The 19,319-nt window shown below is 68.6% G+C and carries 17 protein-coding genes and 2 pseudogenes; 7 read left to right on the forward strand and 12 right to left on the reverse strand.

The window, feature by feature from the left end; genetic code table 11:
• Positions 1-309: 309 nt before the first annotated feature.
• Complete coding sequence (locus ACIRA5_RS48530; RefSeq protein ID WP_403703580.1) at positions 310-660, forward strand: hypothetical protein; 351 nt, start codon at positions 310-312, stop codon at positions 658-660.
• Positions 661-795: 135 nt separating this feature from the next.
• On the opposite strand, the gene ACIRA5_RS48535 is transcribed toward ACIRA5_RS48530, so the two are convergent.
• Positions 796-1,437: a sugar O-acetyltransferase gene (locus ACIRA5_RS48535; protein WP_403703581.1), complete on the reverse strand. Its 642-nt coding sequence runs from the start codon at positions 1,435-1,437 to the stop codon at positions 796-798.
• A 245-nt stretch (positions 1,438-1,682) separates the two neighbouring features.
• On the opposite strand from ACIRA5_RS48535, the gene ACIRA5_RS48540 reads away from it, so the two are divergent.
• Together ACIRA5_RS48540 and ACIRA5_RS48545 are read left to right on the forward strand one after the other, a co-directional pair.
• Positions 1,683-2,735, forward strand: a complete 1,053-nt coding sequence (locus tag ACIRA5_RS48540; protein ID WP_403703584.1) for an IS1634 family transposase — start codon at positions 1,683-1,685, stop codon at positions 2,733-2,735.
• On the forward strand, positions 2,732-3,301 hold the full coding sequence (locus ACIRA5_RS48545; protein ID WP_403703587.1) for a hypothetical protein: 570 nt from the start codon (positions 2,732-2,734) through the stop codon (positions 3,299-3,301). The genes ACIRA5_RS48540 and ACIRA5_RS48545 overlap by 4 nt, the downstream gene beginning before the upstream one ends.
• A gap of 346 nt (positions 3,302-3,647) precedes the next feature.
• Here ACIRA5_RS48545 and ACIRA5_RS48550 read toward each other — a convergent pair whose 3' ends face one another.
• From ACIRA5_RS48550 to ACIRA5_RS48575, 6 genes are all read right to left on the reverse strand, one after another.
• Entirely contained in the window at positions 3,648-4,049 is a 402-nt protein-coding gene (locus ACIRA5_RS48550; protein ID WP_403703590.1) for a hypothetical protein, read from the reverse strand.
• A 630-nt stretch (positions 4,050-4,679) separates the two neighbouring features.
• Complete coding sequence (lexA, locus tag ACIRA5_RS48555) at positions 4,680-5,351, reverse strand: transcriptional repressor LexA (protein WP_403703593.1); 672 nt, start codon at positions 5,349-5,351, stop codon at positions 4,680-4,682.
• Positions 5,352-5,567: 216 nt separating this feature from the next.
• Positions 5,568-6,233: a Tn3 family transposase gene (locus ACIRA5_RS48560; protein WP_403703596.1), complete on the reverse strand. Its 666-nt coding sequence runs from the start codon at positions 6,231-6,233 to the stop codon at positions 5,568-5,570.
• A gap of 268 nt (positions 6,234-6,501) precedes the next feature.
• Positions 6,502-7,017 (reverse strand): hypothetical protein, encoded by a 516-nt coding sequence (locus ACIRA5_RS48565; RefSeq protein WP_403703599.1) that lies wholly within the window; start codon positions 7,015-7,017, stop codon positions 6,502-6,504.
• Positions 7,018-7,053: 36 nt separating this feature from the next.
• Positions 7,054-7,791, reverse strand: a complete 738-nt coding sequence (locus ACIRA5_RS48570; protein WP_403703601.1) for a phosphotransferase — start codon at positions 7,789-7,791, stop codon at positions 7,054-7,056.
• Positions 7,792-8,801: 1,010 nt separating this feature from the next.
• On the reverse strand, positions 8,802-9,659 hold the full coding sequence (locus ACIRA5_RS48575; RefSeq protein WP_403703604.1) for an SDR family oxidoreductase: 858 nt from the start codon (positions 9,657-9,659) through the stop codon (positions 8,802-8,804).
• Positions 9,660-10,266: 607 nt separating this feature from the next.
• Between ACIRA5_RS48575 and ACIRA5_RS48580 the strand changes: the two genes are divergently transcribed.
• The 3 genes and pseudogenes from ACIRA5_RS48580 to ACIRA5_RS48590 all read left to right on the forward strand — a co-directional run.
• Positions 10,267-11,298, forward strand: a complete 1,032-nt coding sequence (locus tag ACIRA5_RS48580) for a hypothetical protein (RefSeq protein ID WP_403703607.1) — start codon at positions 10,267-10,269, stop codon at positions 11,296-11,298.
• A gap of 177 nt (positions 11,299-11,475) precedes the next feature.
• Positions 11,476-12,918, forward strand: a pseudogene (locus ACIRA5_RS48585) (NF041680 family putative transposase).
• Between the two features lie 82 nt (positions 12,919-13,000).
• Positions 13,001-13,576, forward strand: a pseudogene (locus ACIRA5_RS48590) (TnsA-like heteromeric transposase endonuclease subunit); the annotation flags it as partial.
• A 341-nt stretch (positions 13,577-13,917) separates the two neighbouring features.
• Here the strand turns inward: ACIRA5_RS48590 and ACIRA5_RS48595 are convergent.
• The 4 genes from ACIRA5_RS48595 to ACIRA5_RS48610 form a co-directional block, all read right to left on the reverse strand.
• Entirely contained in the window at positions 13,918-14,619 is a 702-nt protein-coding gene (locus ACIRA5_RS48595) for an alpha/beta fold hydrolase (RefSeq protein ID WP_403703610.1), read from the reverse strand.
• Positions 14,616-15,431 carry a citryl-CoA lyase gene (locus ACIRA5_RS48600; RefSeq protein ID WP_403703613.1) on the reverse strand — a complete coding sequence of 272 codons (816 nt, stop codon included), beginning with the start codon at positions 15,429-15,431 and terminating at the stop codon, positions 14,616-14,618. The genes ACIRA5_RS48595 and ACIRA5_RS48600 overlap by 4 nt, the downstream gene beginning before the upstream one ends.
• On the reverse strand, positions 15,424-16,635 hold the full coding sequence (locus tag ACIRA5_RS48605) for a CaiB/BaiF CoA transferase family protein (RefSeq protein WP_403703616.1): 1,212 nt from the start codon (positions 16,633-16,635) through the stop codon (positions 15,424-15,426). Before ACIRA5_RS48605 ends, ACIRA5_RS48600 begins: the two co-directional genes overlap by 8 nt.
• 134 nt (positions 16,636-16,769) lie before the next feature.
• Positions 16,770-17,579: an IclR family transcriptional regulator C-terminal domain-containing protein gene (locus tag ACIRA5_RS48610; protein WP_403703618.1), complete on the reverse strand. Its 810-nt coding sequence runs from the start codon at positions 17,577-17,579 to the stop codon at positions 16,770-16,772.
• Positions 17,580-17,813: 234 nt separating this feature from the next.
• Here ACIRA5_RS48610 and ACIRA5_RS48615 point away from each other — a divergent pair, with 234 nt between their 5' ends.
• On the forward strand, positions 17,814-18,380 hold the full coding sequence (locus ACIRA5_RS48615) for a VOC family protein (protein ID WP_403703621.1): 567 nt from the start codon (positions 17,814-17,816) through the stop codon (positions 18,378-18,380).
• Positions 18,381-18,620: 240 nt separating this feature from the next.
• Here the strand turns inward: ACIRA5_RS48615 and ACIRA5_RS48620 are convergent, their stop codons facing one another.
• Positions 18,621-19,136 carry an aldo/keto reductase gene (locus tag ACIRA5_RS48620; RefSeq protein WP_403703624.1) on the reverse strand — a complete coding sequence of 172 codons (516 nt, stop codon included), beginning with the start codon at positions 19,134-19,136 and terminating at the stop codon, positions 18,621-18,623.
• Between the last annotated feature and the right edge of the window lie 183 nt (positions 19,137-19,319).

Here is a 19,319-nt window from a genome sequence, read left to right on the forward strand (position 1 = left end):
TCCGGGCGGCCAAGTTCTTTGAGCCATCCAGCGGCGACAAGCTCACAGCCATACCCAGAACCCCTGGGTCCGCCGATCTTACGAATGACCGGCATGGAACCACGCTTGGAAGGTAGGACAAGCTGAGGAGGGTATCCGTGTCGCCGGCCTCGCAGCGGCCCGGATTCTTCTCGTCCAGGGCCGCGCAGTCGTCCGCGGTGACCGCCGGGGGGGCTGCCCGCCCAGGACCTGGCGTTCGAGGGTGGCACGGGGGCCGGAGCCGGGGTGGCGGCTGATGAGGCGGATCGGGACGTCGTTGCCCTTGACCTGATGCCAGTTGGTGGTCTGCCCGGCAGCATCGTGGGCGGGGTGCGCGGCGGGACGATCAAGAGGGCGGAGTACTCCCCGTTCGCCTCGCGGCCGGTCCAGGTGCTGCTCGCCGTGCTGGTGCTGGTGCTGGTGCTGGTGGGCACGGTCCAGTCGCTCCTCACGTTCACCAGGGGCGACGCCCACACCGCACCGCTGGACTGCGCCAAGGGGACGCTCACGCTCTCCGGCTCCACCGCGTTCGCGCCGGTACTGCGGGAGGCGGCGAAGAAGTACGAGAAGACGTCCTGGAGTTTGCCTGGGACGCGTTCCCGCTCGGGCCCCGCGCGGGAACGGACAGCGGCTCGGTCCTGACGGGCGCGGCGGCGGGCGCGGACGTGGAGTCGGAGGACGGCTGGCACGTGTGGGCCGGGTGCCCGGCTCCGTCAGCTGCGCGTGCTGCCGCACCTGTTCGGGACGCTCCTGCAGATGCCTGTCGTTTTCCAGATGTCAGTCGTTTTCCGCCTCCAGGGTGCGGGGCGGGCGGTAGGTCCACGTGCGATCCGCGTCAGTGATCTTTCGCAGGACGCGTGCGGGTGTTCCGGCGACGACGACCATCGGCGGCACGTTGGCCGTCACGACGCTTCCCGCGCCGATGACCGATCCTTGTCCGATGGTGATGCCCGGCAGGATGATCGCGCCGGCGCCGATCCACACGTCGTCCTCGATACGTACCGGCGCGGAGAACTGGCTGCCGTCCTGGCGCAGTTCCGGGTGGACGGGATGGCCGGTCGTGGTGATCGTCACATGAGGCGCGAACATGACCCGGTCGCCGATAAAGACGTCCGTGTCATCGACGAGGGTGAGCCCGAAGTTCACGTAGACGTCGTCGCCGAGGTGGACATGGTTGCCGTAGGCGACCTGCAGCGGCGGTTCTATCCAGACCCGGTCCCCCAGCGCGCCGAACAGCTTGCGGAGAATGTTCTGACGGGTCTCCGGGTCGCGCGCGCCGGTACGGTTGAACTCGTCCGCCAGTTCCTTGCCGCGGACGCGTTCCTCTTCCAAGCGATCGAGGCCGGGCGCGCTGTCGGTGTAGAGCTCATGCGCCGCCATCCGACGACGCACCTCTCGTTCGCTGTCGTTCAGGGTCACAGGTCCTCCGTGGGCAATGCGGCCCTCCAGTGTGAGCCGCCACGTGCCAGGCGGCAAGGCCCCGACCTGCGGGGCTGCCGGTTGATCTGAGGCTGCGGGCGCCGGCCGCTGCTAGTTCCGTACTTCGCGGCTGACTGAATCGGCTGGTTCGGGGCCTACGGGAGTGTCTGTTGGAGCCGTGGCCGCGTTGGTGGGGTGTGAGGAAGTCTTCCCGGTCCCCGCGGCCACGGACGATGCGTCCGCGCATGGAATGCGTGGTCAGCGCCGTGGTGGAGAAGCGTCTGGGCGCTCTGCCTGTGGCTGCCGAGTTCCTGCGCCGGCTGGATCTGGCCGGGACCGTCGACCGGTTGTGCCCAGGCCATGACATTGCTCACCTGACGCACGGCCAGGTCATCGAGACGCTGGTGGCCAACCGGCTGACCGCGCCCGCCCCGCTGTGGCGGGTGGACGACTGGGCGCGTGAGTGGGCGGTGGAGGAGGTCTTCGGCATCGAGCCGGAGCTGCTCAACGACGACCGGCTGGGCCGGGCCCTGAACGCCATCGCCGGGCACCTGACGGAGCTCACCGACAGCATCGGGGCCCGCGCGATCGGCGAGTTCGGCATCGATGTGTCGACATGCCACTGGGACATGACCTCCATGTCCCTGCATGGCGCCTACCCGGCCGACGACCAGGACGAGGACTATCCCCAGGTCAGGCACGGGCATCCCAAGGACCGCCGATACGATCTCAAGCAGATCCAAACCGGCCTCGCGGTGACCGGCGGCGGCGGTATCCCGCTGCTGTCCCGCGTCATCGACGGCGGGGCTGCGGAGATCTCCCAGATCACCGGCACGATGAAGGCCCTGCGCGATAGCCGGGCCGAAGGAGTTCCTGCTGATCGCGGACTCCAAGCTCGTCTTGCACCACAACGTCACCGCCCTGATCAAGGCCGGGACGCGCTTGATCGCCCCGGCCCCGGCCTCCATGGTCGACGACGCGGTCTATGCCGCCCTCGACCTGGATGCGGCTGCCGTCGTGGACTACACCCCCGCCCGGGACGAGAACACCCCGGCAGAGCGGCGCGAGACCTACCGCGTGCTGGAGGACACCCACGTCCTGTCCGGACCACGCAAGCGCGACCCGCAGGTGGAAGTGCGCCGGATCCTGGTGCCACTCCACCGGCAACGCCAGAGGTCAGCAGCGGGCCCGGGACAAACGCCTGGCCAAGGCCCGAGAAGAGCTCGACAAGCTGCAGCGCGGGGCCAGCGGCCGCTACTACAGCACCGTCCAGAAGATCGCCGCCCGCATCGGCGTGATTGCCAGAACCCGCCGCGTCACCGGCTGCCTGCGTACCTCCATCACCACCGACGACACCGGACGTCCTGCCCTCGACTGGCACTTCGACCGGGACGTCCTCCAGGCCGAAGCGGCCGTCGACGGCTGGTACACGCTGCTGACCACCCTCACCCCCGAACAGGCCGACGCCGCCGAGGTACTACGACGCCACAAGGGACAGGGCACCGTCGAGCGCCGCTACGGCGACTTCAAAGGCCCCCTGGCCGTCACCCCCGTCTTCGTGCAGGACAACAAGAGGATCGCCGCACTGGTGACGGTGATCTGCCTGGCCCTGCTCGTGTTCTGCCTGATCGAGCGCCAGGTCCGCCGGGCCCTCGGAGGCGACCAGAAGATGCCCGGGCTCGATCCCAGCAACCAGCAGACCCGGCCCACCGGCCGGATGATCCTCTACCACCTCTCCGGCCTGCGGCTACGCGTCGGCAGCGCCACCGACCCACCCACGATCGTCATCAGCCGCGGCGTCCAGCTCCATCTCCTCGATCTCCTCGGCCTGGAACCGACGCATCCCCGCTGGCCAGAGACCTGAACGAGCTACCCGCGAAGTACGGAGCTAGCGGGGTGGCTCGGCGGTACTGCCGGGGAGTGCGGTAATCCGCTGCCGGTGGCGATGGCGGCGGAGGCGGCGTTCCGTCTCGTCGGTCGAGCACCTGAGTCGAACTCGCGCAAGGTGACACATACCTGATTGCGCGTCACGCATGCCTGTAGCGGGCGGCCAGGCCACGGATCGAGCAGTTCCCCAGGGCAAACTCGGCGCGCAGGGCAGCCCAGGTGTCCAGCGCAGCAGCCAGCAGCGCCTACCGGCAGTACGGCTCATGCCAGTCAGGATCTGGGGCAGTATCGAGATACGCTGGACACCTGGGCCTGATCCTCTCCTACTCGCAATACTCGAAGCCGCGTTGGACGTGACAGCTGGCGATCCGGTAGCCGTTGCCTTCGAGGAGATCGACCTCGACCTCTGCGGCTCCGCCCGGCACGTCGGCCGTGAGCGGGATCGTCTTGGAGACGGCCCCGTTGCACACCGCAGTCGTGGACCGGTTGTCCAGTGTGGACCCGCTCGAGGCGAACGCCCAGGCCGCGCCCCGTCGACATCCGGTGCTCAGGCCCCGCAGCACGCCGTTGACGGTGACGGACCGGTTGTAGAACTCGATCGTGCCCTTGAAGTAGGTGGCGCCGACTGTGAGGTTGAACGAGGCTCGGTCGTCGGCGGCCGCGCCGGGCGCGCCGGCCAGCGTCAGTCCTGCGACGGCCGTGAGGGCGGCTGCGAATACGGTCATTCTGGATGCTGTCCGTCGGATGCGTGGACGCAAGGCAACTCCTCCAGTCGTGAGAACGCTGTCGCCGGAGACTTCCCCTCGGTGCGAGATGGCACTCCTGGCCGGACACCGAGGCCCGCACAGCCTCCTGGGTCAACAGCGAAGACCACCGCAAGCTCTACGTGGCCCTCACCCGAGCCAAGACCGTCACCGTCCACGGAGACGCACCGTAGCGCTGCACGAGCCCGAGGACCTTCTGACATTGAATACGTGATCGAGTACGACGACTGGCGCCTGCACGTCATCTTGGAGAGCCATGGCCTGACTCCTCCGAAGGCCCCTGAGGCGATCCCGGCCTCGGTGCGGGCCATAGCGCCCTGCTACGGGCCATGGCCCGGACCGGGATGCTGGAGGAGTTCGGCACAGCCACGCGGTGCGCCTGGCTCAGGCCGACCCTGACGCCGTGCTCGCACTCGCCTCCTCGATCGAAGTCCGAGGCCGGAGGAGCCAGTGAGCGCCGCCGCCCACGTGGACGAACTGGGCATACATATCGTGGGACTTGAAAGTGCGTGTCCCTGGATGCCCTGCCGCTCAGTGGTCAGGCTATCGGTCCGTCCCTACCCCGCTCGGCGTCGGTGCGGGCCGGGCTGTTCAGAGAAGGCGCAGGACGCCGACGACCTTGCCGAGGATCCGTGCCTCGTCGCCGGCGATCGGCTCGTACGACGGATTGCGCGGCATGAGCCACACCCGCCCGTCCTGTCGGCGCAGCACCTTGACAGTGGCCTCGTCGTCCAGGAGCGCGGCGACGATGTCACCGTGGTCGGCGCTGTCCTGCCGTTTCACGGTGACGATGTCGCCGTCGCAGATCGCCGCGTCGATCATGCTGTCGCCGGACACGGTCAGGGCGAACAGGTCCCCGTCACCCACGACCTGGCGGGGCAGGGAGTAGACGTCCTCGACCATCTCCTCGGCGAGCAGGGGTGCGCCAGCGGCGATCCGTCCGACGAGCGGTACGTCGACCGGCGCCGCGCTCCGGCCGCCCAGGTCGGGTGCCCACGAGGGCCGGACCTGGTAGGCGCGGGGACGGTGCGGGTCGCGGTAGAGGACGCCCTTGCGCTCCAAGGCCATCAGTTGGTGGGCGACTGAAGACGTGCTGGCGAGCTTCACGGCCTGGCCGATCTCCCGCATCGACGGCGGGTAGCCCTGCCGGTCGACCGACTCCCTGATGTAGCGGACGATGGCCAACTGGCGGCTCGTCAGCTCCCCCTCGGCGGTCCGAGGGCCTGGGGGACGGCCCTGGCGTGCGGGCGCGCTGTTCTCCATCCCGGGCACCTCCGTACAAGATCTCGCAGGTCGCGACCTTAACCCGCGATCTCCCTCAAATGGAACACCCTTTCGGCTCCCGGGGAACGGAGAGGGTATAGGCCGCGTGATCTAGGAATGGGTCGGAGGTCCTCCCAATCGTCCGCGTCCGACCGGTCGGTTGGGGAAGGCTGTTGAGGGCCCGTCATGGACCCGGATTTTCGCACAATGCAAGTCTCAGAAGGGGGTCCGTCCCGCTTTTGAGTGAGAACGGGTTCTGCGAACGAATCTGGGATCGGCGGGGGTCCGGCGGCCCGCTTCTGACCTTGCTCGCGCAAAGGACCGTTTGTGAGAGTGGCGGGTTGAGGGGGATCGCCGGGCGCGACGGACGGTGTCGCGGCCACCCGTTCGAGCTTCGCACTCCGATCCGCACGTCAGTGACGTCGTCGTGAGGGCCGCCGAGCGCCTGGCTCCCTCTGCTGCGGGCTCAGAGGTCTGCGTATCGGGCGCGGCTCGGGGGCCGGGCACCCTGGACGCCGCGGCGGCGAGGGCGAGGTGGGAGTTCATGTCCAGCTCGAACCGGCCGTAGGGGTTCACGTGGGTCCAGAACAGCGGGGACAGGGCCCGCCGGTCGGCGTCGGTGAGTCGCTTCTGCCACTTCTCCTCGCTCAGGATGGCCTGGAGGGGCAGGGTGTTGACGTGCACCAACGCCGACTGGAGCAGGTGCAGGGCGAGCATGGACACCTCCTGGCTCTCCTTGTCGGAGCCGGTCAGGTCGCCGTCCTTGCCGTAGAACAGGTCGTGGTTGGCGGAGTTCCAGTTCTCCACGACCTGGAGGCCGTCGTTGATCTCGCGCCGCAGGTCCGCGTCGGCGAGGTAGTCGCAGATGAACGCCGTACGCACCGCGCGGCCCAGTTCCTCGCCAGCTCATCGACGCCTGGAAACTCATCCGGCCGCCCCAGCCCGACCTGATCGACCGCAAGACCGGGCAGAAGCGGCAGCACCTGTTTTGCCACCGCGGCCAGCTCGTCGGCAAGGAGTACCTCAACCACAACATCCTCCCTGCTCTCTGCCGCAAGTCGGCGTCCCGCAGACCGACTCCCGCAGCGCGCTGACCAGTCACAGGGCCCGCGCCACGATTGCGACCCAACTCCTCAACACCCGCGAGCCATTAACCCTCAACGATCTGCAGCAATGGCTCGGCCACAAGCACCCCGCCAGCACCCGCTACTACGCCGCGATCCTGCAGCGCACCCTCACCGCCGCCTACAGGAAGGCCGACTACTTCGCCCGCAACGTCCGCACCATCCAGGTCCTCATCGACCGCGAGTCCATCCTCACCGGAGCCGCCGCAGGCGGCGAACAGCCCTGGAAGTACTACGACCTGGGCGAGGGCTACTGCAGCTACGACTTCTTCGCCAAGTGCCCCCACCGGCTGGCCTGCGCACGCTGCCCGTTCTACCTCCCCAAGCAGTCCACCCGCGGACAGCTCCTGGCCATGAGAGACGGCATCGACCAGATGCTCGAACAACTCGACCTCACCGACGACGAACGCGAAGCCCTCGAAGGCGACCTCGAAGCCCTCATGGCCCTCGCAGAGCGTCTCGCCGACACACCCACTCCTACCGGTCCGACGCCGAAGGAACTGGGCACCGAACGCGCCTTCATCGCTCTGACCGAGCTGCAAGCCGCCCAACGGCCCGGATTGACCGTCACCACGCGCTCATTGCAACGCGCGTTCCAAAGCACCCTGATGATCGGAAACCCACTGATACGCCCTCTGAACTTCTCTCACCACCCCGGCATCACGAAGCCGGACCATGGCGACGTCACCCGCATCGGCCTCGGTCTCGATGCCCCGCCAGCACCGGTCCTGCCACCACAAGACCGTGGACACAAGTCGTTGCCGCTCCGACAACTGGTAGCTGTCAGCAATCAGCCTCATGCGCCGGGCCGCATCCCCGACGTCGGCCACCGCCGGGCCGAGACCGAGGTATTGCCAGCAAACATGAGCGATGTCATGGATCCGGGCGCCCGGCGCCGCCAGGTCCCAGTCGATGAAGGCCGCCGGCCGAAGCGAGCCACTGACCAGCCGATAGACCGTGTTCTTGGGCGATAGGTCGTTGTGACATACGACCTCGTGCTCTCCAACCAGTGCAGTGCCGGCCGTCAGCTCGTGGAACTCGCGCACCAGCCGGGCGACCGCCACCAGGCTCTCGTCCGACGACACGGCAGCAGGTTGTCGCGGCTCCCACGCCACATGCCCATCAAGGTAACTGAGCATTTCGCGACCCTTGTCGTCCACGCCGAGATACCGCGGAGCTCCGCTCCAGCCACCGGCTTCGAGCAACCTCAGCAGATCACCCACGAACCCCGTCCGAGCAGAGGCTGGACGACGCACCGTGTCCCCGACACGAACGACGGCATTGACGAAACCTCCCGGCAAGGACGACTCAGGCATCCCTCCACCCTGCCCGATTGCTGCCTCAAATTCTCAATAACTTGTCGGTACGCAGGAGCGCTGCGCAGCGGGAACGGGGCTGCGCAACGGCCTGCGCAGTCGGCGTCTGCTCACCGCAGGCCACATGGTGCTCTGCGCAGCGGCACAGCGACGGCTGCGACAACCGAACCGGCATCTGCGCAGGCGAAGCTGCGCATCACCTTCGTTGTCCAGGAGTCCATGAGGCCGATCGCCGCGGCGACGGATCCGGGACCAGCTGGTGGAGGCCGTGGCGCCGGTTCCGCCGGGGGATGTACGGACAGCCCCACGGGGCGGGCGAGGGCGTCCGAACGGCTTTCACCATAGACATCCCCGCCCCCACCACGACACCCCGACCAGGCACATCACTTTCCGCCCCAACCCCCCAACCACGGCCTGCCAGACCCCGACCACAACCCCCACCAGAGCAGGTCAACGCCCTGCCACACCGCTCGCGCCCAGGACCAAAAATTTTCTGTGCACCGTCCGGCTGGTGGTCGGGGTTGCGCGGCTAACAGGCCGGGGTGTAGGGGGCCGCGCTCTGCCCAGACACCCGGCAGGCAACCGACTCCTTGTCGAAAGCGAGCGCAAGAAGATGCAGCTCACAGTCCTTGAATGGGCCCGATCCGGGTGACAACGTCCCCTCCGGCCTGCGGACTTGCGCGGCTAACCCGGCGCCCCACCCCAGTGCTCACCAAGAAGTCTCCCGTCCTGCTGCCACCGCCAGCCCGCGACCACCGAAGGGACGCAGGCCGCTTTCGCTCCACTACGTCAGTGGAAGCCCCGACCCGACTCAGGAGCCCCCTCATGACCGCGCACCGCATCACCGACGCCCCCAGCCGCCTCACCGCGGGAGGCCTGACAGCAATCGGCAATGCCCCGTCCTGGATCGCGGTCCTCATCCTGCTCCCCACTCTGCTCGGGGCGGGAACCCAAAGCTTCACCGCGGTACTCGCCAGCATTTCCCCCTTCCCTCTCGGTATCGCGTCGGCTCAGCTGACGGAGAAGTCCGCAGCGTGGTCCGCAGCCCACACATCGAACCCCAAAGCCGGGCGGCCCAGGATCCCTTCGACCGTGTCCGTCGCGGGCGAATTCCCTGCAGCGGCATCATCGAGAAACCGCAAGACAGCTTCCGCCTCGACCGGTGGCATGAACCGAGCGAACTGCGCCAGAGCAGCCTCGCGAGTGAGCCCGTCGACCGCGATGTCCCGGCCGGTGGCGTCGGCGATAGCGTGGGCCTGGTCGCGCTGGGAGATTCGTGCCGGGCCGGTCAGGAGACCGGTGGTGTCGTCGTCGCCGAGCAGGGCTGCGACAACAACCGCGGCGACGTCACGCTCGTGGACCGGCGCGGTCAGCGCATCCGGCTGATACAGCGGCAGTCGTCCCGAAGTCTTGATCGGATAACCCCACCCGAGCGCGTTCGTCGCGAGCACCAGGGGCCGGATCGGCACCACCATCAGATCCGATGCCGCCCGAAACGCCTCCTCCACCTCCCGGTGCTCTTCGGTTATCGCGTTCCCGCGCGACGAGGGGTGGATCACACTGCCGGACGACATCAAAACGATCCGCTCAACACCAGCGGCACGGGCAGCGGCGATCACACCGTGCACGCCCTCGTGGTTGGCGTACAGGAACACCTGCCCGGCTCCGTCGAATGCGGGCATGAGACTCTTCGGGTCAGTCAGATCCGCAACGAACACCTCAACACCCGCGGGGAACTGCCCCGGCTCCGGACGCCGCGCCGATGCACGGACCGGACTCTGCCGGTCGAGCAGGTCAGCAAGGACACGCCGACCCACGCTGCCTCGAGCACCCATGACCAGGGTGGGCTTAAGGGTTACGGTTGCCATGACGGACTCCAATGCGCGTAGAAACTACGCGCCAACCGAGCCATCCCATGGCAACGGGGCGTTCCGACGCATCACCCCATCAGTGCCAACCTACCGTAGAGCGCCCCGAGTGCAGCACCACGGCCTGGTGTAGTGAGTGGCATCGCAACCAACACCGACCACTGCGAAGACCGGTATACGGAAGCCTTCTGACTCCAGTTGGTGCGGGTGGAGTTCATATCGATGGGTTTTGACTCCGGTGACGGAGTGGTGGTGGGAGTTTCCGGGTGCCAGCCGGCCTGCAGGATGCAGCACAGGAAGCGCGGCTTGGCTTGGCCGCGATGGCTTCGGGGAACAGCTCGCGGGCAGCTCCCGATCCTCCTCACATCCTTGAAGATCCAACGAGCCGTTCATTTATGTCATGTCGGCCTCAGGGACAGGCACTCAGCTTGTCGTTTAACGTCCAGCTTCGAACAGGAAGGCCTGACGATCACCCGTCCGCGCGGCCTGCTTGAGTAAGCGCCGGCCTCGCGTTCGCCCCGCGGCGCGAGGGCAGAGCCGCGACAGTGATGTCGGTCCGCTCGGGCATGATCTACTCCGATCGGACTCAGCGGTGGGGTGGTGTGACGTGGGCGAGTGGCGAACTGATCCGACGTTCGCGATGTGCCGAGCGTTGGCGGACGGGGCGGACCTGTCCTCATTCGTGGGCGGACCGTTCGATGTGCGTACGGTGGTGGCCGCCATGCGGCCCGAGGTCAAGGACGGATTCCTGCTCGACGAAGTCCCCTGGGAGAACTTCCCGCAGGGGAATCACGTCAGGGAGACCATCGACCTGCTCCGTACCGGCAGCTCATCCGTTAGTGCCGGAACGGGTGTTGTGAGCGGTATGTGCGCCAACGACATGCGGGCCGCCGCTGTGCTCGCCGTACCGTTCCTGATCCGGATCGCTGCGGACCCCCGCAACCCATACCGTGCCGACGCGCTCGCTGAAGTCTCCTCCCCGGCCCGCGCCCGCTACTTCGGCGTCGCCTCCCGTGGCGAACTGCTGCTCCACCGCGCCGACACGCAGTACGAGGACCTCTACGACGACTACGGGGTCGAGGTGACCGGCTACCCGGCGGGCTGGTCGGTTGCCGCCGCCCGGGCTGCGGTCACCGCCGACGCCACCCTCCTGAAGCCCCTTCTGCACGACCCCGAGCCTGCGATCCGGATCCGCGCCGCCTTCGCCCTGGCCGCAGCTACCGACCTCGACCGCGCGGGCCGTGCTGCCTTCCGCACCCGGCTCGACGCCGAGCAGGACCCGATTGTGCGCGCCGCGCTGGTCTTCGCCACGGCCGAAGGCACCCGTGCCCACCCCCATCCGCCGACCACCGTGTGGATGCGAGAGCGCTGGCGGGACCGGGCGCAAGCTCCCGAGGACCGGCTGGCCGCCGCGATCGGCTGGCTCTGCCTCACGGACGAACCCGCCCCCGACTACCTGCGCGCCGTTGTCGACGACCTCTCCACCGACGAGCGCGCCCACGCCATGGACGACCTGCCCTGGATGGCCGCCGCCGGCGGGTCGAACGAGACCGGACTGCGGCGCTGCGTCCGAGAAATGCTCCACCCCGAACAGTCTGATCCGACGGAGCACGACGACCCATGGGCCCCGCGATCCTGACGGCGGAAGCAGACCCTCGCGTACGTTCGGCGTCGAACGGGCGGACCCGATGATCACTCGTCCGGGTGTTCCGGGGACGGCGGTACGGCCTTCGGGTGATCCTGAACTCGACCAAGACGTGCAGAACTTGACGCGAAGGCCGTAGCGGTGAGCGTGGTGGAGCAGTGCGAGCCGTTCGTGGAACTGTCACGCGTGGAACTGTCACGCTTCCGGGGGTCTTCTACGACTGCCTGACCGGACGGCGTGACGCGCTGTTCGAGCTCACCGACGCGGTGCTGTGCACCGACGGCCCAGTGAAGACCCTGGTCGGCATGGCGCTGGCTCCCGAGCACCGGCGCGGGCACGGCGCCCTCTACGGCGCGCTGAACCGGGGTCGCTTGGACGTCCACCGGCTGCGGGCCGAGCTGGTCGGCCTGCCGCTGCCCCGTGCCGCCGGCGGCCGCCTGGTGCTGGCGGTGGACGTCTCGCCGTGGCTTCGGCCCGACGCCGACACGAGCGACGCCCGCTCGTTCTGCCACACCTACGGCCGGGGCGACGCCAGGCACCAGATGATCCCGGGCTGGCCGTACTCGTGGGTCGTCGCCCTGGAATCGGGCCGGACCTCGTGGGTTGCCCCGCTGGACGCGGTGCGGCTGCGGCCCGGCGACGACCTGGCCGCCGTCACCGCCGCACAGCTGCGGGACCTGGTCGAGCGCCTGGTCACCGCCGGCCAGTGGAGCCCGGGCGAACCGCCGGTGTTGATCGTGGCCGACGCTGGCTACGACGTGACGCGGCTGGCCTACCTGCTGCGCGACCAGCCCGTCGAGATCCTGGGACGCCTGCGCTCGGACAGGGTGATGCGCCGCCCGGCACCGACCCGTGCGGAGTTCGCCATGGCCAACCCAGCCGGCGGGCGGCCGCCCAAGCACGGCAGCGAGTTCATCTTCAAGGACGCCAGGACCTGGGGCGCCCCGGACGCGGAGACGAAGGCGGAGACCACCCGCTACGGCACCGCCCACGCCCAGAGCTGGGACCGGCTCCATCCCGAGCTGCAAGGGCGCGCCGCTTGGCGGGACCACAGCGGCCAGCTCCCGGTCGTCGAGGGCACCGTCATCCGCCTCCAGGTCGACCACCTGCCCAGCGGCGGCGACCCCAAGCCCCTGTGGCTGTGGTGATCCCGACCCGCAGCCGGCCCAGCGGAGACCGACCTGGCCTGGCAGGTCTTCCTGCGGAGGTTCGACATCGAGCACTTCTTCAGAATGATCAAGCAGACACTCGGCTGGACCGCTCCGAGACTTCGAGATGCCGAAGCGGCGGACCGCTGGACCTGGCTGATCGTCACCGCCCACACTCAGCTTCGCCTCGCCCGCCCCCTGGCCACCGACCTGCGCAGGCCCTGGGAGAAGCCAACAGAACCGAACAAGCTCACCTCAGCCCGAGTCCGTCGCGGGTTCCGACACCTGCACGCCAGGACCTCAACGCCAGCCGCAGTGCCGAAACCCACCCAGCCCGGCCCCGGCCGGCTCGAAGAATCGCCGCCCCGCTAATCGCTACGACGTGGGCCTGCTCCTGGCCACCGGCGAGTCCTACCGCCGACCAACACACCACAAGGTCGGCACTAAACCACGGCGCACCGGATAAATCACAAGCTGAGCCGTGGCGGACGTTCCGCTGGTACATGGGGCAGAAGCACTACTCGGGTTCGTACTGATCGAGTACGCAGTCGGATCACGTCATCTACGAGTCGCGGCTAGAGCTGGCACGGCTGCTCTACGCGGACTTCGACCGGGATGTGACAGCGATCGTGGCCCAGCCCTTCTTGCTGCGGGCCGAAGCGGACGGCGTGCTGCGCCAGCACATCCCAGACTACCTGATGGCAACCACAGCAAGCCCGTTGGTCGTTGACGTCAAGCCACGGCACCGGGCGGCCAAGCCGGAGCACGCGTGCACCTTCGGCTGGACCCGCGAGGCGGTCGAGTCCCGCGGCTGGCGTTACGAGGTGTGGAGCGAACCGCCGGACGCCGAGTTGGCCAACGTCCGGTTCCTCGCGGGCTACCGCCGCGACTGGCTGTTCGAGTCGGACCTGACCGAGGAGATACACGCTCAGGCGGTGGAGGAGGAGTCACCGCCTGAGCGGCTGTTCGACCCGGTCATCCTCGACGAAGTACGCGACCGGGTCGGGGACGGGGACACGCTGGGAGAGGCCTTCGACTGCCTGCCCGGTCGTCCGGCTCTGCTGAGGGAGGCGCGTTCACCGTCGGCGGGCACGAACGGCTCCCCGTCTGCCGGGTGGGCCTGACCGGGAACACCGGGATGAAGGACTTCAACCGGGCAATGCAGGAGTTCTTCGGCCACCCTGGCCGCACCACCGGCACCACCGGGCAGTTCGCCCAGCGAGCCCTGGACTGCGTGCTCTCCTGCGATGTGAAGCTGCTGATCGTGGACGACCTGCACTTCCTGCGCTGGAGGGCGGCCAGCGGTGTTCCTGCTGCCGTGCCAGCCTGCGCGGCACGGCAGCGAGCCGCACGGGCACCCCGTCTTTCCGTCTCCTGCGACATCGCGTCCTCATCGGATGGGATCACGCTCAGCGACCACCGGAAGCCGGAAGTGAGACAGAGGCGGGACCCCCATCCCGGAGGCTCAACCATGTGTGACGAGAGCTGCCTGCGAGGCCAGGAACTGGGCCAGCGGATCGGGTGCCGAGTAGAACGGCGAGTGGTCGCAGTCGAGTTCGACGCGTGTAGTGGCGCGCGCGGCGCAGGCGCGTTGTGCCTTGGGCAGTACGGTCCGGTCCGCGGCGCACACGACGTATGCGCTGGGCACTGTCAGCCACGCCGGGTCGTCGAGGGGCGTGTGCGGCACCCGGCTGCGCATCGGCCGCCAGAGTGTGCTGGCGTGTTCGGCGTACCGCACGGGCGTGGTGGAATACAGCGCCGCGCGAGCGGTCGGCAGCAGCGTCACCGTGCCGTCCGGGCCGGTCTGCACGGACTGGTGGAAGGCGGGATCGTTCCAACGGGGTGTCAGCCGTGCCGCGGACTCGCCGGGCATCGGCATCCGCGCGGCGACGTAGACCAGGCGTGCGGCGGCGTGCCCGCCGGCCGAGACCGGCAGGCCACCGTAGCTGTGTGCGACGAGCAGCACGGGGCCGTGTCGTGCTCCTTCGCGTACGGCTTCCCGCACCGCCTCGGTGTCGTCGGTGAAGGAACTCAGAGGAAGGTCCATGGCGTAGCTGCGGAGGCCGGCCTCACCCAACCGTTCCGTCACCGCCTCCCAGCACCAGGCACCGTGGTGCGCCCCGTGGACGAGCAGGACGAAGGGGCCGCAGGCCGGTGGTCGGCTCATGGGCGTTGTCCCGGGTGCGGGTCTGGGGCCACGGGCCGGTTGTTCAGGTCGACGGAGAGAAAGATGTCGTTACCGACCGGATGCCGCATCTCCTCGGCGAGCTGGCCGATCAGCCCTGCTGTGCGGGCCAGCAGAGCGAAGCCGCGCAGCAGCGGGATGGGCAGGTCGAGGTCGGCCAGGGCGGCCCCGCACACCCCTGCGCCGTTCAGCGGCAGAGTCTTGCCCAGGACCTGCGGGTGCGTCCGGCCGATGGCGGCGAACAGTGACAGGTGGGCGCCGAACTGCTCTTCCTCCGTGGCGATCTCCATGAGCCGCGGAGTGCGCGGATCGCCGTCCTTGTGGACGTGATGGCCCAGGCCCGGCACGAACCGCTCGGCCGCCCGTTGTTCGCGCAGCGTTTCGAGGGCGAGAGCGTCCCATTCCGCCTCGCCGCACGGCAGCGGGCCGGAGTGGCGTTCGAGTACCTCGTGCAGAAAGACCGCGGTGTCTTCGGTGACCCCGAGGAATCGCGAGCCACCGCCCAGCAGCCCGGCGGCGAGTGCGCCCTGCACCGAATCCGGCGCCGACAGATACGTGAGGCGGGTGACGATCGCGGTCGGGGTGAATCCGTGGTCGGCGAGCGCGGCCAGCACGGCCTCGAAGACCCGTACCTGGCCGGGCGTGGGGCGGCGCTGAGTGGCGAGCCAGTAGGCGAGTTCCCCGAAGCCCACCTCGCCCATCACGTCACGGGCGAGGTCCTCGCCGAGCAGGGTGATCGAGGTGCGGGAGGATGCCCCCAGTGCGGTCGGGTAGGTCTTGGGCCGGTCAGCCACGGACATCCTCCTTCGCCGCGTGCGAGGCTCGCGGTGTCGCCAGCCACTTGCGCAGTTCGGGGCCGTGCTCGTCGAGTTCGGGAGGCGGCAGCTCGTAGCGAGCCGGGGTCGTGGAGAAGGTGATCGGGTGGCGTGCCATGGGGACGGCCCGCTCGCCGTCCCCGACCTCGACGACGGGGTCGAGCCCGAAGCGCTCGGCCATGGCGAAGCCTCCGTCGATGGTGTTGATGGGGGCTGCCGGCACCCCGGCCGCTACGAGGGCCTCGAACCACTCGGCCGCGCCGCGGGTGGCCAGTCGCTCCACCAGCAACGGCCGTAGTTCCGCGCGCCGCTCGGTGCGGTCCTTGTTGTGCGCGAACCGCGGGTCATCGGCGGTCCCGGGAATGCCGAGAACCTCGCACAGACGCCGGAACTGCCCGTCATTGGCGGCGGCGACGATGAGGTCGCGGTCGGCGGTGGGGAAGGGCTCGTAGGGGAAGACGCTCGGGTGCGCGTTGCCCATCCGGTAGGGCACCGTACCGCCGGCCACGTAGGCGGAGCTGTGGTTGACCAGGCCGGACAGTGCCGAGGACAGCAGGTTGACCTCGACATGCTGACCGCGGCCGGTCGCGTCGCGATGACGCAGCGCCGCGAGAATGCCGATGGCCGCGTGGTTGCCGGCCATCACGTCGAAGACGGAGATGCCGGCCCGGTAGGGCTCGTCCGTCGGATCGCCGGTGAGGCTCATCAATCCGGAGATCGCCTGCACCATCAGGTCGTAGCCGGGCACGTGGCTGCCGGCCCTGGAGCCGAAGCCACTGATCGAGGCGTAGACCACGGCGGGGTTCTCGGCCGTGACGCTGTCGAAGTCCAGACCGTACTTGGCGAGCGTGCCGGGCATGAAGTTCTCGATCACGACGTCCGCCCGGCGCGCCAGCTCACGGGCTGCGACCGTGCCCGCCTCGGTGCGCAGGTCCAGTGCGATGGAGCGCTTGTTGCGGTTGACCCCCAGGAAGTACGTGGATGTCTCACCACGGGTCGGCGGCATCCACGTCCGGGTCTCGTCACCGCCGGGGGACTCGACCTTGATCACCTCGGCCCCGAGGTCCGCCAGGAGCATGGTCGCGTACGGGCCTGCCAGCACCCGGGAGAAGTCGGCGACCAGCAAGCCGGACAGTGGCCCGCCGCCCTGGCCCGGCACTACCGAGCGTGTGGGCATCTCCATGTAACCACCATCTCTTCGACCGCAGACCGGACACCTGTCCGCTGAGCGGCGATTGTGTCACGCCGAACCGCGCCGCGGCGAGGGACGGGCAGGAATTCTCCGGCCGGCGAGCGCCGGCTCCGCGGGGGACGGGTTCAGGACCGGGAGGCGACCACCGAGTACGGGACGGCGCTCAGCCTGGCGAAGTCGCAGCTGATGTCGCCCGCTGTCTGCAGAAGGGGCGGAAGATGCTCGTCCCGCAGCTTGCGCACCGAGGTCTCGGCGGCATGGGCATTGACGTTGATGGCAGCGATCACCCGGCCCTCGCCGTCGCGCAGCGGCACCGCGATCGAGCGGATGCCCCGGGCCAGGTCCTCGTCGGCCAGCGCCCAGCCGCGGGCCCGCACCTCAAGCAGGGCCGCGTCCCGCTCCTCGCGTCCTGGCTGCCACCGGGGAGTGAGCCCCGAACGGGTCGGCTCCGCCAGCGTCTTTTCCAGCTGCCCCGGCTCCAGCGCAGCCAGCAGCACCTTGCCCAGCGAGGTCTGCAGCGCGGGAAAGCGGGTGCCGATCTGCACCGTGAGCGTCACGATCTTCGGAACGGCGACCCGCGCGACGTAAACGACGTCGCTGTGGTCGAGCTGCGCGATCGAGCAGGATTCGCGCGTTCGGGCCACCAGCCGCTCCATGTGCGGACGTGCGATCTCCCACAGCCCCAGCGAGCCGACGTACGCCGTGCCGAGGTCGAGCACGCGAGGGGTCAGCGCGAAGCCCTTGTCCGAGTTGCGCACGTAGCCGAGTTCTTCGAGCGTCAGCAGGATCCGCCGCACTGTCGGCCGGGCCAGGCCGGTCGCCGCGGCCACCTCGGACAGCGACATCACCGGCCGCTGCGGGACGAAGGCCGTGATCACCTCCAACCCTCGGGCCAGCGCTTCGATGAAATCAGGCCCGGTACCCGTACGCGGCATCTGCCGTACCTCTCAGGTCGCTCCAGTGATGGGTGTCCAGGTTACTGCCGCCTGTCCGCATAGCGGCCCGCCTTCCGGCAGTGAGGCGTCCCTCCGTATCCGGCTCCCCGGAAGGCTTGACGCCGTGCGCCGAAAGGAAGAAGGTAAACGACCAGTGCCCGAACAGCGGACATGTGTCCGAAGTTTTCCCCGGTGACCTCAAGCCAAGGGAACTCACATGAAGGAGAGTCGACGATGACTCAGGCTTCCCCCGTCCCCTCCTCCGGACCCGCCACCGCGGCGCTGCCGTCACGACTGCACCACAACGCCTACGTCACCCGTGACCAGGAGGCGACCCGCGCCTTCTACGAGGACCTCATCGGCTTGCCTCTCATCGCGACCTGGAAGGAGTCCGACGAACTCTTCGGCGCGGTACGCACGTACTGCCACACCTTCTACGGCCTCGGCGACGGCAGCGCCCTTGCCTTCTTCCAGTTCGCCGACCCCGAGGACCAGAAGCAGTTCGGCCCTGAGATGCCGCATTCGCCGTTCCAGCACATCGCTCTCAAGGTCACGGAGGAAGTACAGAACGCGATCGCCGAACGGCTGGAGAAGACCGGCTGGCGGCCGGACGAGACCTATGTCCTGGAGCACGGCTACTGCCGCTCGCTCTACACCAGCGACCCCAACGGCCTGCTCCTCGAATTCACACTGGACGCGCCCGGCATCCACGAGAGCGACTCCGAACGCCGTCGCACCGCACACGCCGAGCTCGCCTCCTGGCTCAAGGGCGAGCACAGCAGCAACAACAACTACCGCTGACCGGCCCCAGCCCCCTGCCGAGGCGGGGCTCCCAACTCGCCGTAAAGCGGTCCTGTCTTCCCGGAACGGCTCTGCGGCCTGGTGCGCCCCATCGGCCCAGGCCCGGACGAGGGGCCGCTGAGGCCAGGGGCTGACCAGAACAACAGTGCCCTGACCGGAAAGGAGCAATGGTCAAGACTTGTGGGTAGCGATGGTTTCCCCTGGTCGTGAATCGCCGTCAGGTAGTACGGCCCGCAATGGTTACGGCCCGCAATGGTCCGGATTCAGTGAGACAGGCTGCCCTGCGGCGCTGCCCGGCATCAGCGAGAGCGGGCGGGTGTAGTGGGTGTACGGCGGGTTGAGGTTGGTGCCGGGCGGGACGATCTCGTCGATTCGGTCCAGGATGTCGTCATCGATCCGGATGTCAGCCGCAGCGAGCTGATCGTCAAGGTGCCCGGCAGTGCCAGGGCCGAGAATCACCGAGGTGACAGCCCGGTGAGAAGCCGCGAACGCGAGTGCCAGGTGGGTCAGGAAGACGCCTGCTTCTTCGGCCACGGCCCTCAGTTGCTCAACGGCGTCGAGCTTTCGCTGGTTGCCGGGCAGGCTGAGGTCGAACTCCCAGGCAACCGCCTTCCGGAATGCGGTGAGCTCGACCGCATCGCCGCGGCGGAAGCGGCCGGTCAGCCAGCCGCTGTTGAGCGGGCTCCAGGTCAGCACGCCGAGCCCGTACTTGCCCGCAACCGGCAGCTCGCCGGCTTCGGCACCACGGACGCACACCGAGTACGGGGGCTGCTCAGTCCGGAACGGGACATGATGGTGCCGGTCCGCGGCGGTGCGCCTGGCGCGGGGCGCGGCTCGTCCAGGGCTTTGATATAGGTGCGGGTGAACGAGTAATCCTCCAGTGGCTTGCGCAGCCAGACCGGCTCAACAGCCGGGTGATCGTGGTCGAGGACGCGTTCC

This window comes from Streptomyces sp. NPDC096311 (assembly GCF_044763085.1).
In the GTDB taxonomy this organism is placed as follows: domain Bacteria; phylum Actinomycetota; class Actinomycetes; order Streptomycetales; family Streptomycetaceae; genus Streptomyces.

Excerpts from the sequence above, each read along its gene's own strand:
- ACIRA5_RS48530 (WP_403703580.1), top strand. The coding sequence starts at position 310 with ATGCCAGTTGGTGGTCTGCCCGGCAGCATCGTGGGCGGGGTGCGCGGC.
- ACIRA5_RS48540 (WP_403703584.1), top strand. The coding sequence starts at position 1,683 with ATGGAATGCGTGGTCAGCGCCGTGGTGGAGAAGCGTCTGGGCGCTCTG.
- ACIRA5_RS48550 (WP_403703590.1), bottom strand. The coding sequence starts at position 4,049 with ATGACCGTATTCGCAGCCGCCCTCACGGCCGTCGCAGGACTGACGCTG.
- lexA (WP_403703593.1), bottom strand. The coding sequence starts at position 5,351 with ATGGAGAACAGCGCGCCCGCACGCCAGGGCCGTCCCCCAGGCCCTCGG.
- ACIRA5_RS48570 (WP_403703601.1), bottom strand. The coding sequence starts at position 7,791 with ATGCCTGAGTCGTCCTTGCCGGGAGGTTTCGTCAATGCCGTCGTTCGT.
- ACIRA5_RS48575 (WP_403703604.1), bottom strand. The coding sequence starts at position 9,659 with ATGGCAACCGTAACCCTTAAGCCCACCCTGGTCATGGGTGCTCGAGGC.
- ACIRA5_RS48595 (WP_403703610.1), bottom strand. The coding sequence starts at position 14,619 with ATGAGCCGACCACCGGCCTGCGGCCCCTTCGTCCTGCTCGTCCACGGG.
- ACIRA5_RS48605 (WP_403703616.1), bottom strand. The coding sequence starts at position 16,635 with ATGGAGATGCCCACACGCTCGGTAGTGCCGGGCCAGGGCGGCGGGCCA.
- ACIRA5_RS48610 (WP_403703618.1), bottom strand. The coding sequence starts at position 17,579 with ATGCCGCGTACGGGTACCGGGCCTGATTTCATCGAAGCGCTGGCCCGA.
- ACIRA5_RS48615 (WP_403703621.1), top strand. The coding sequence starts at position 17,814 with ATGACTCAGGCTTCCCCCGTCCCCTCCTCCGGACCCGCCACCGCGGCG.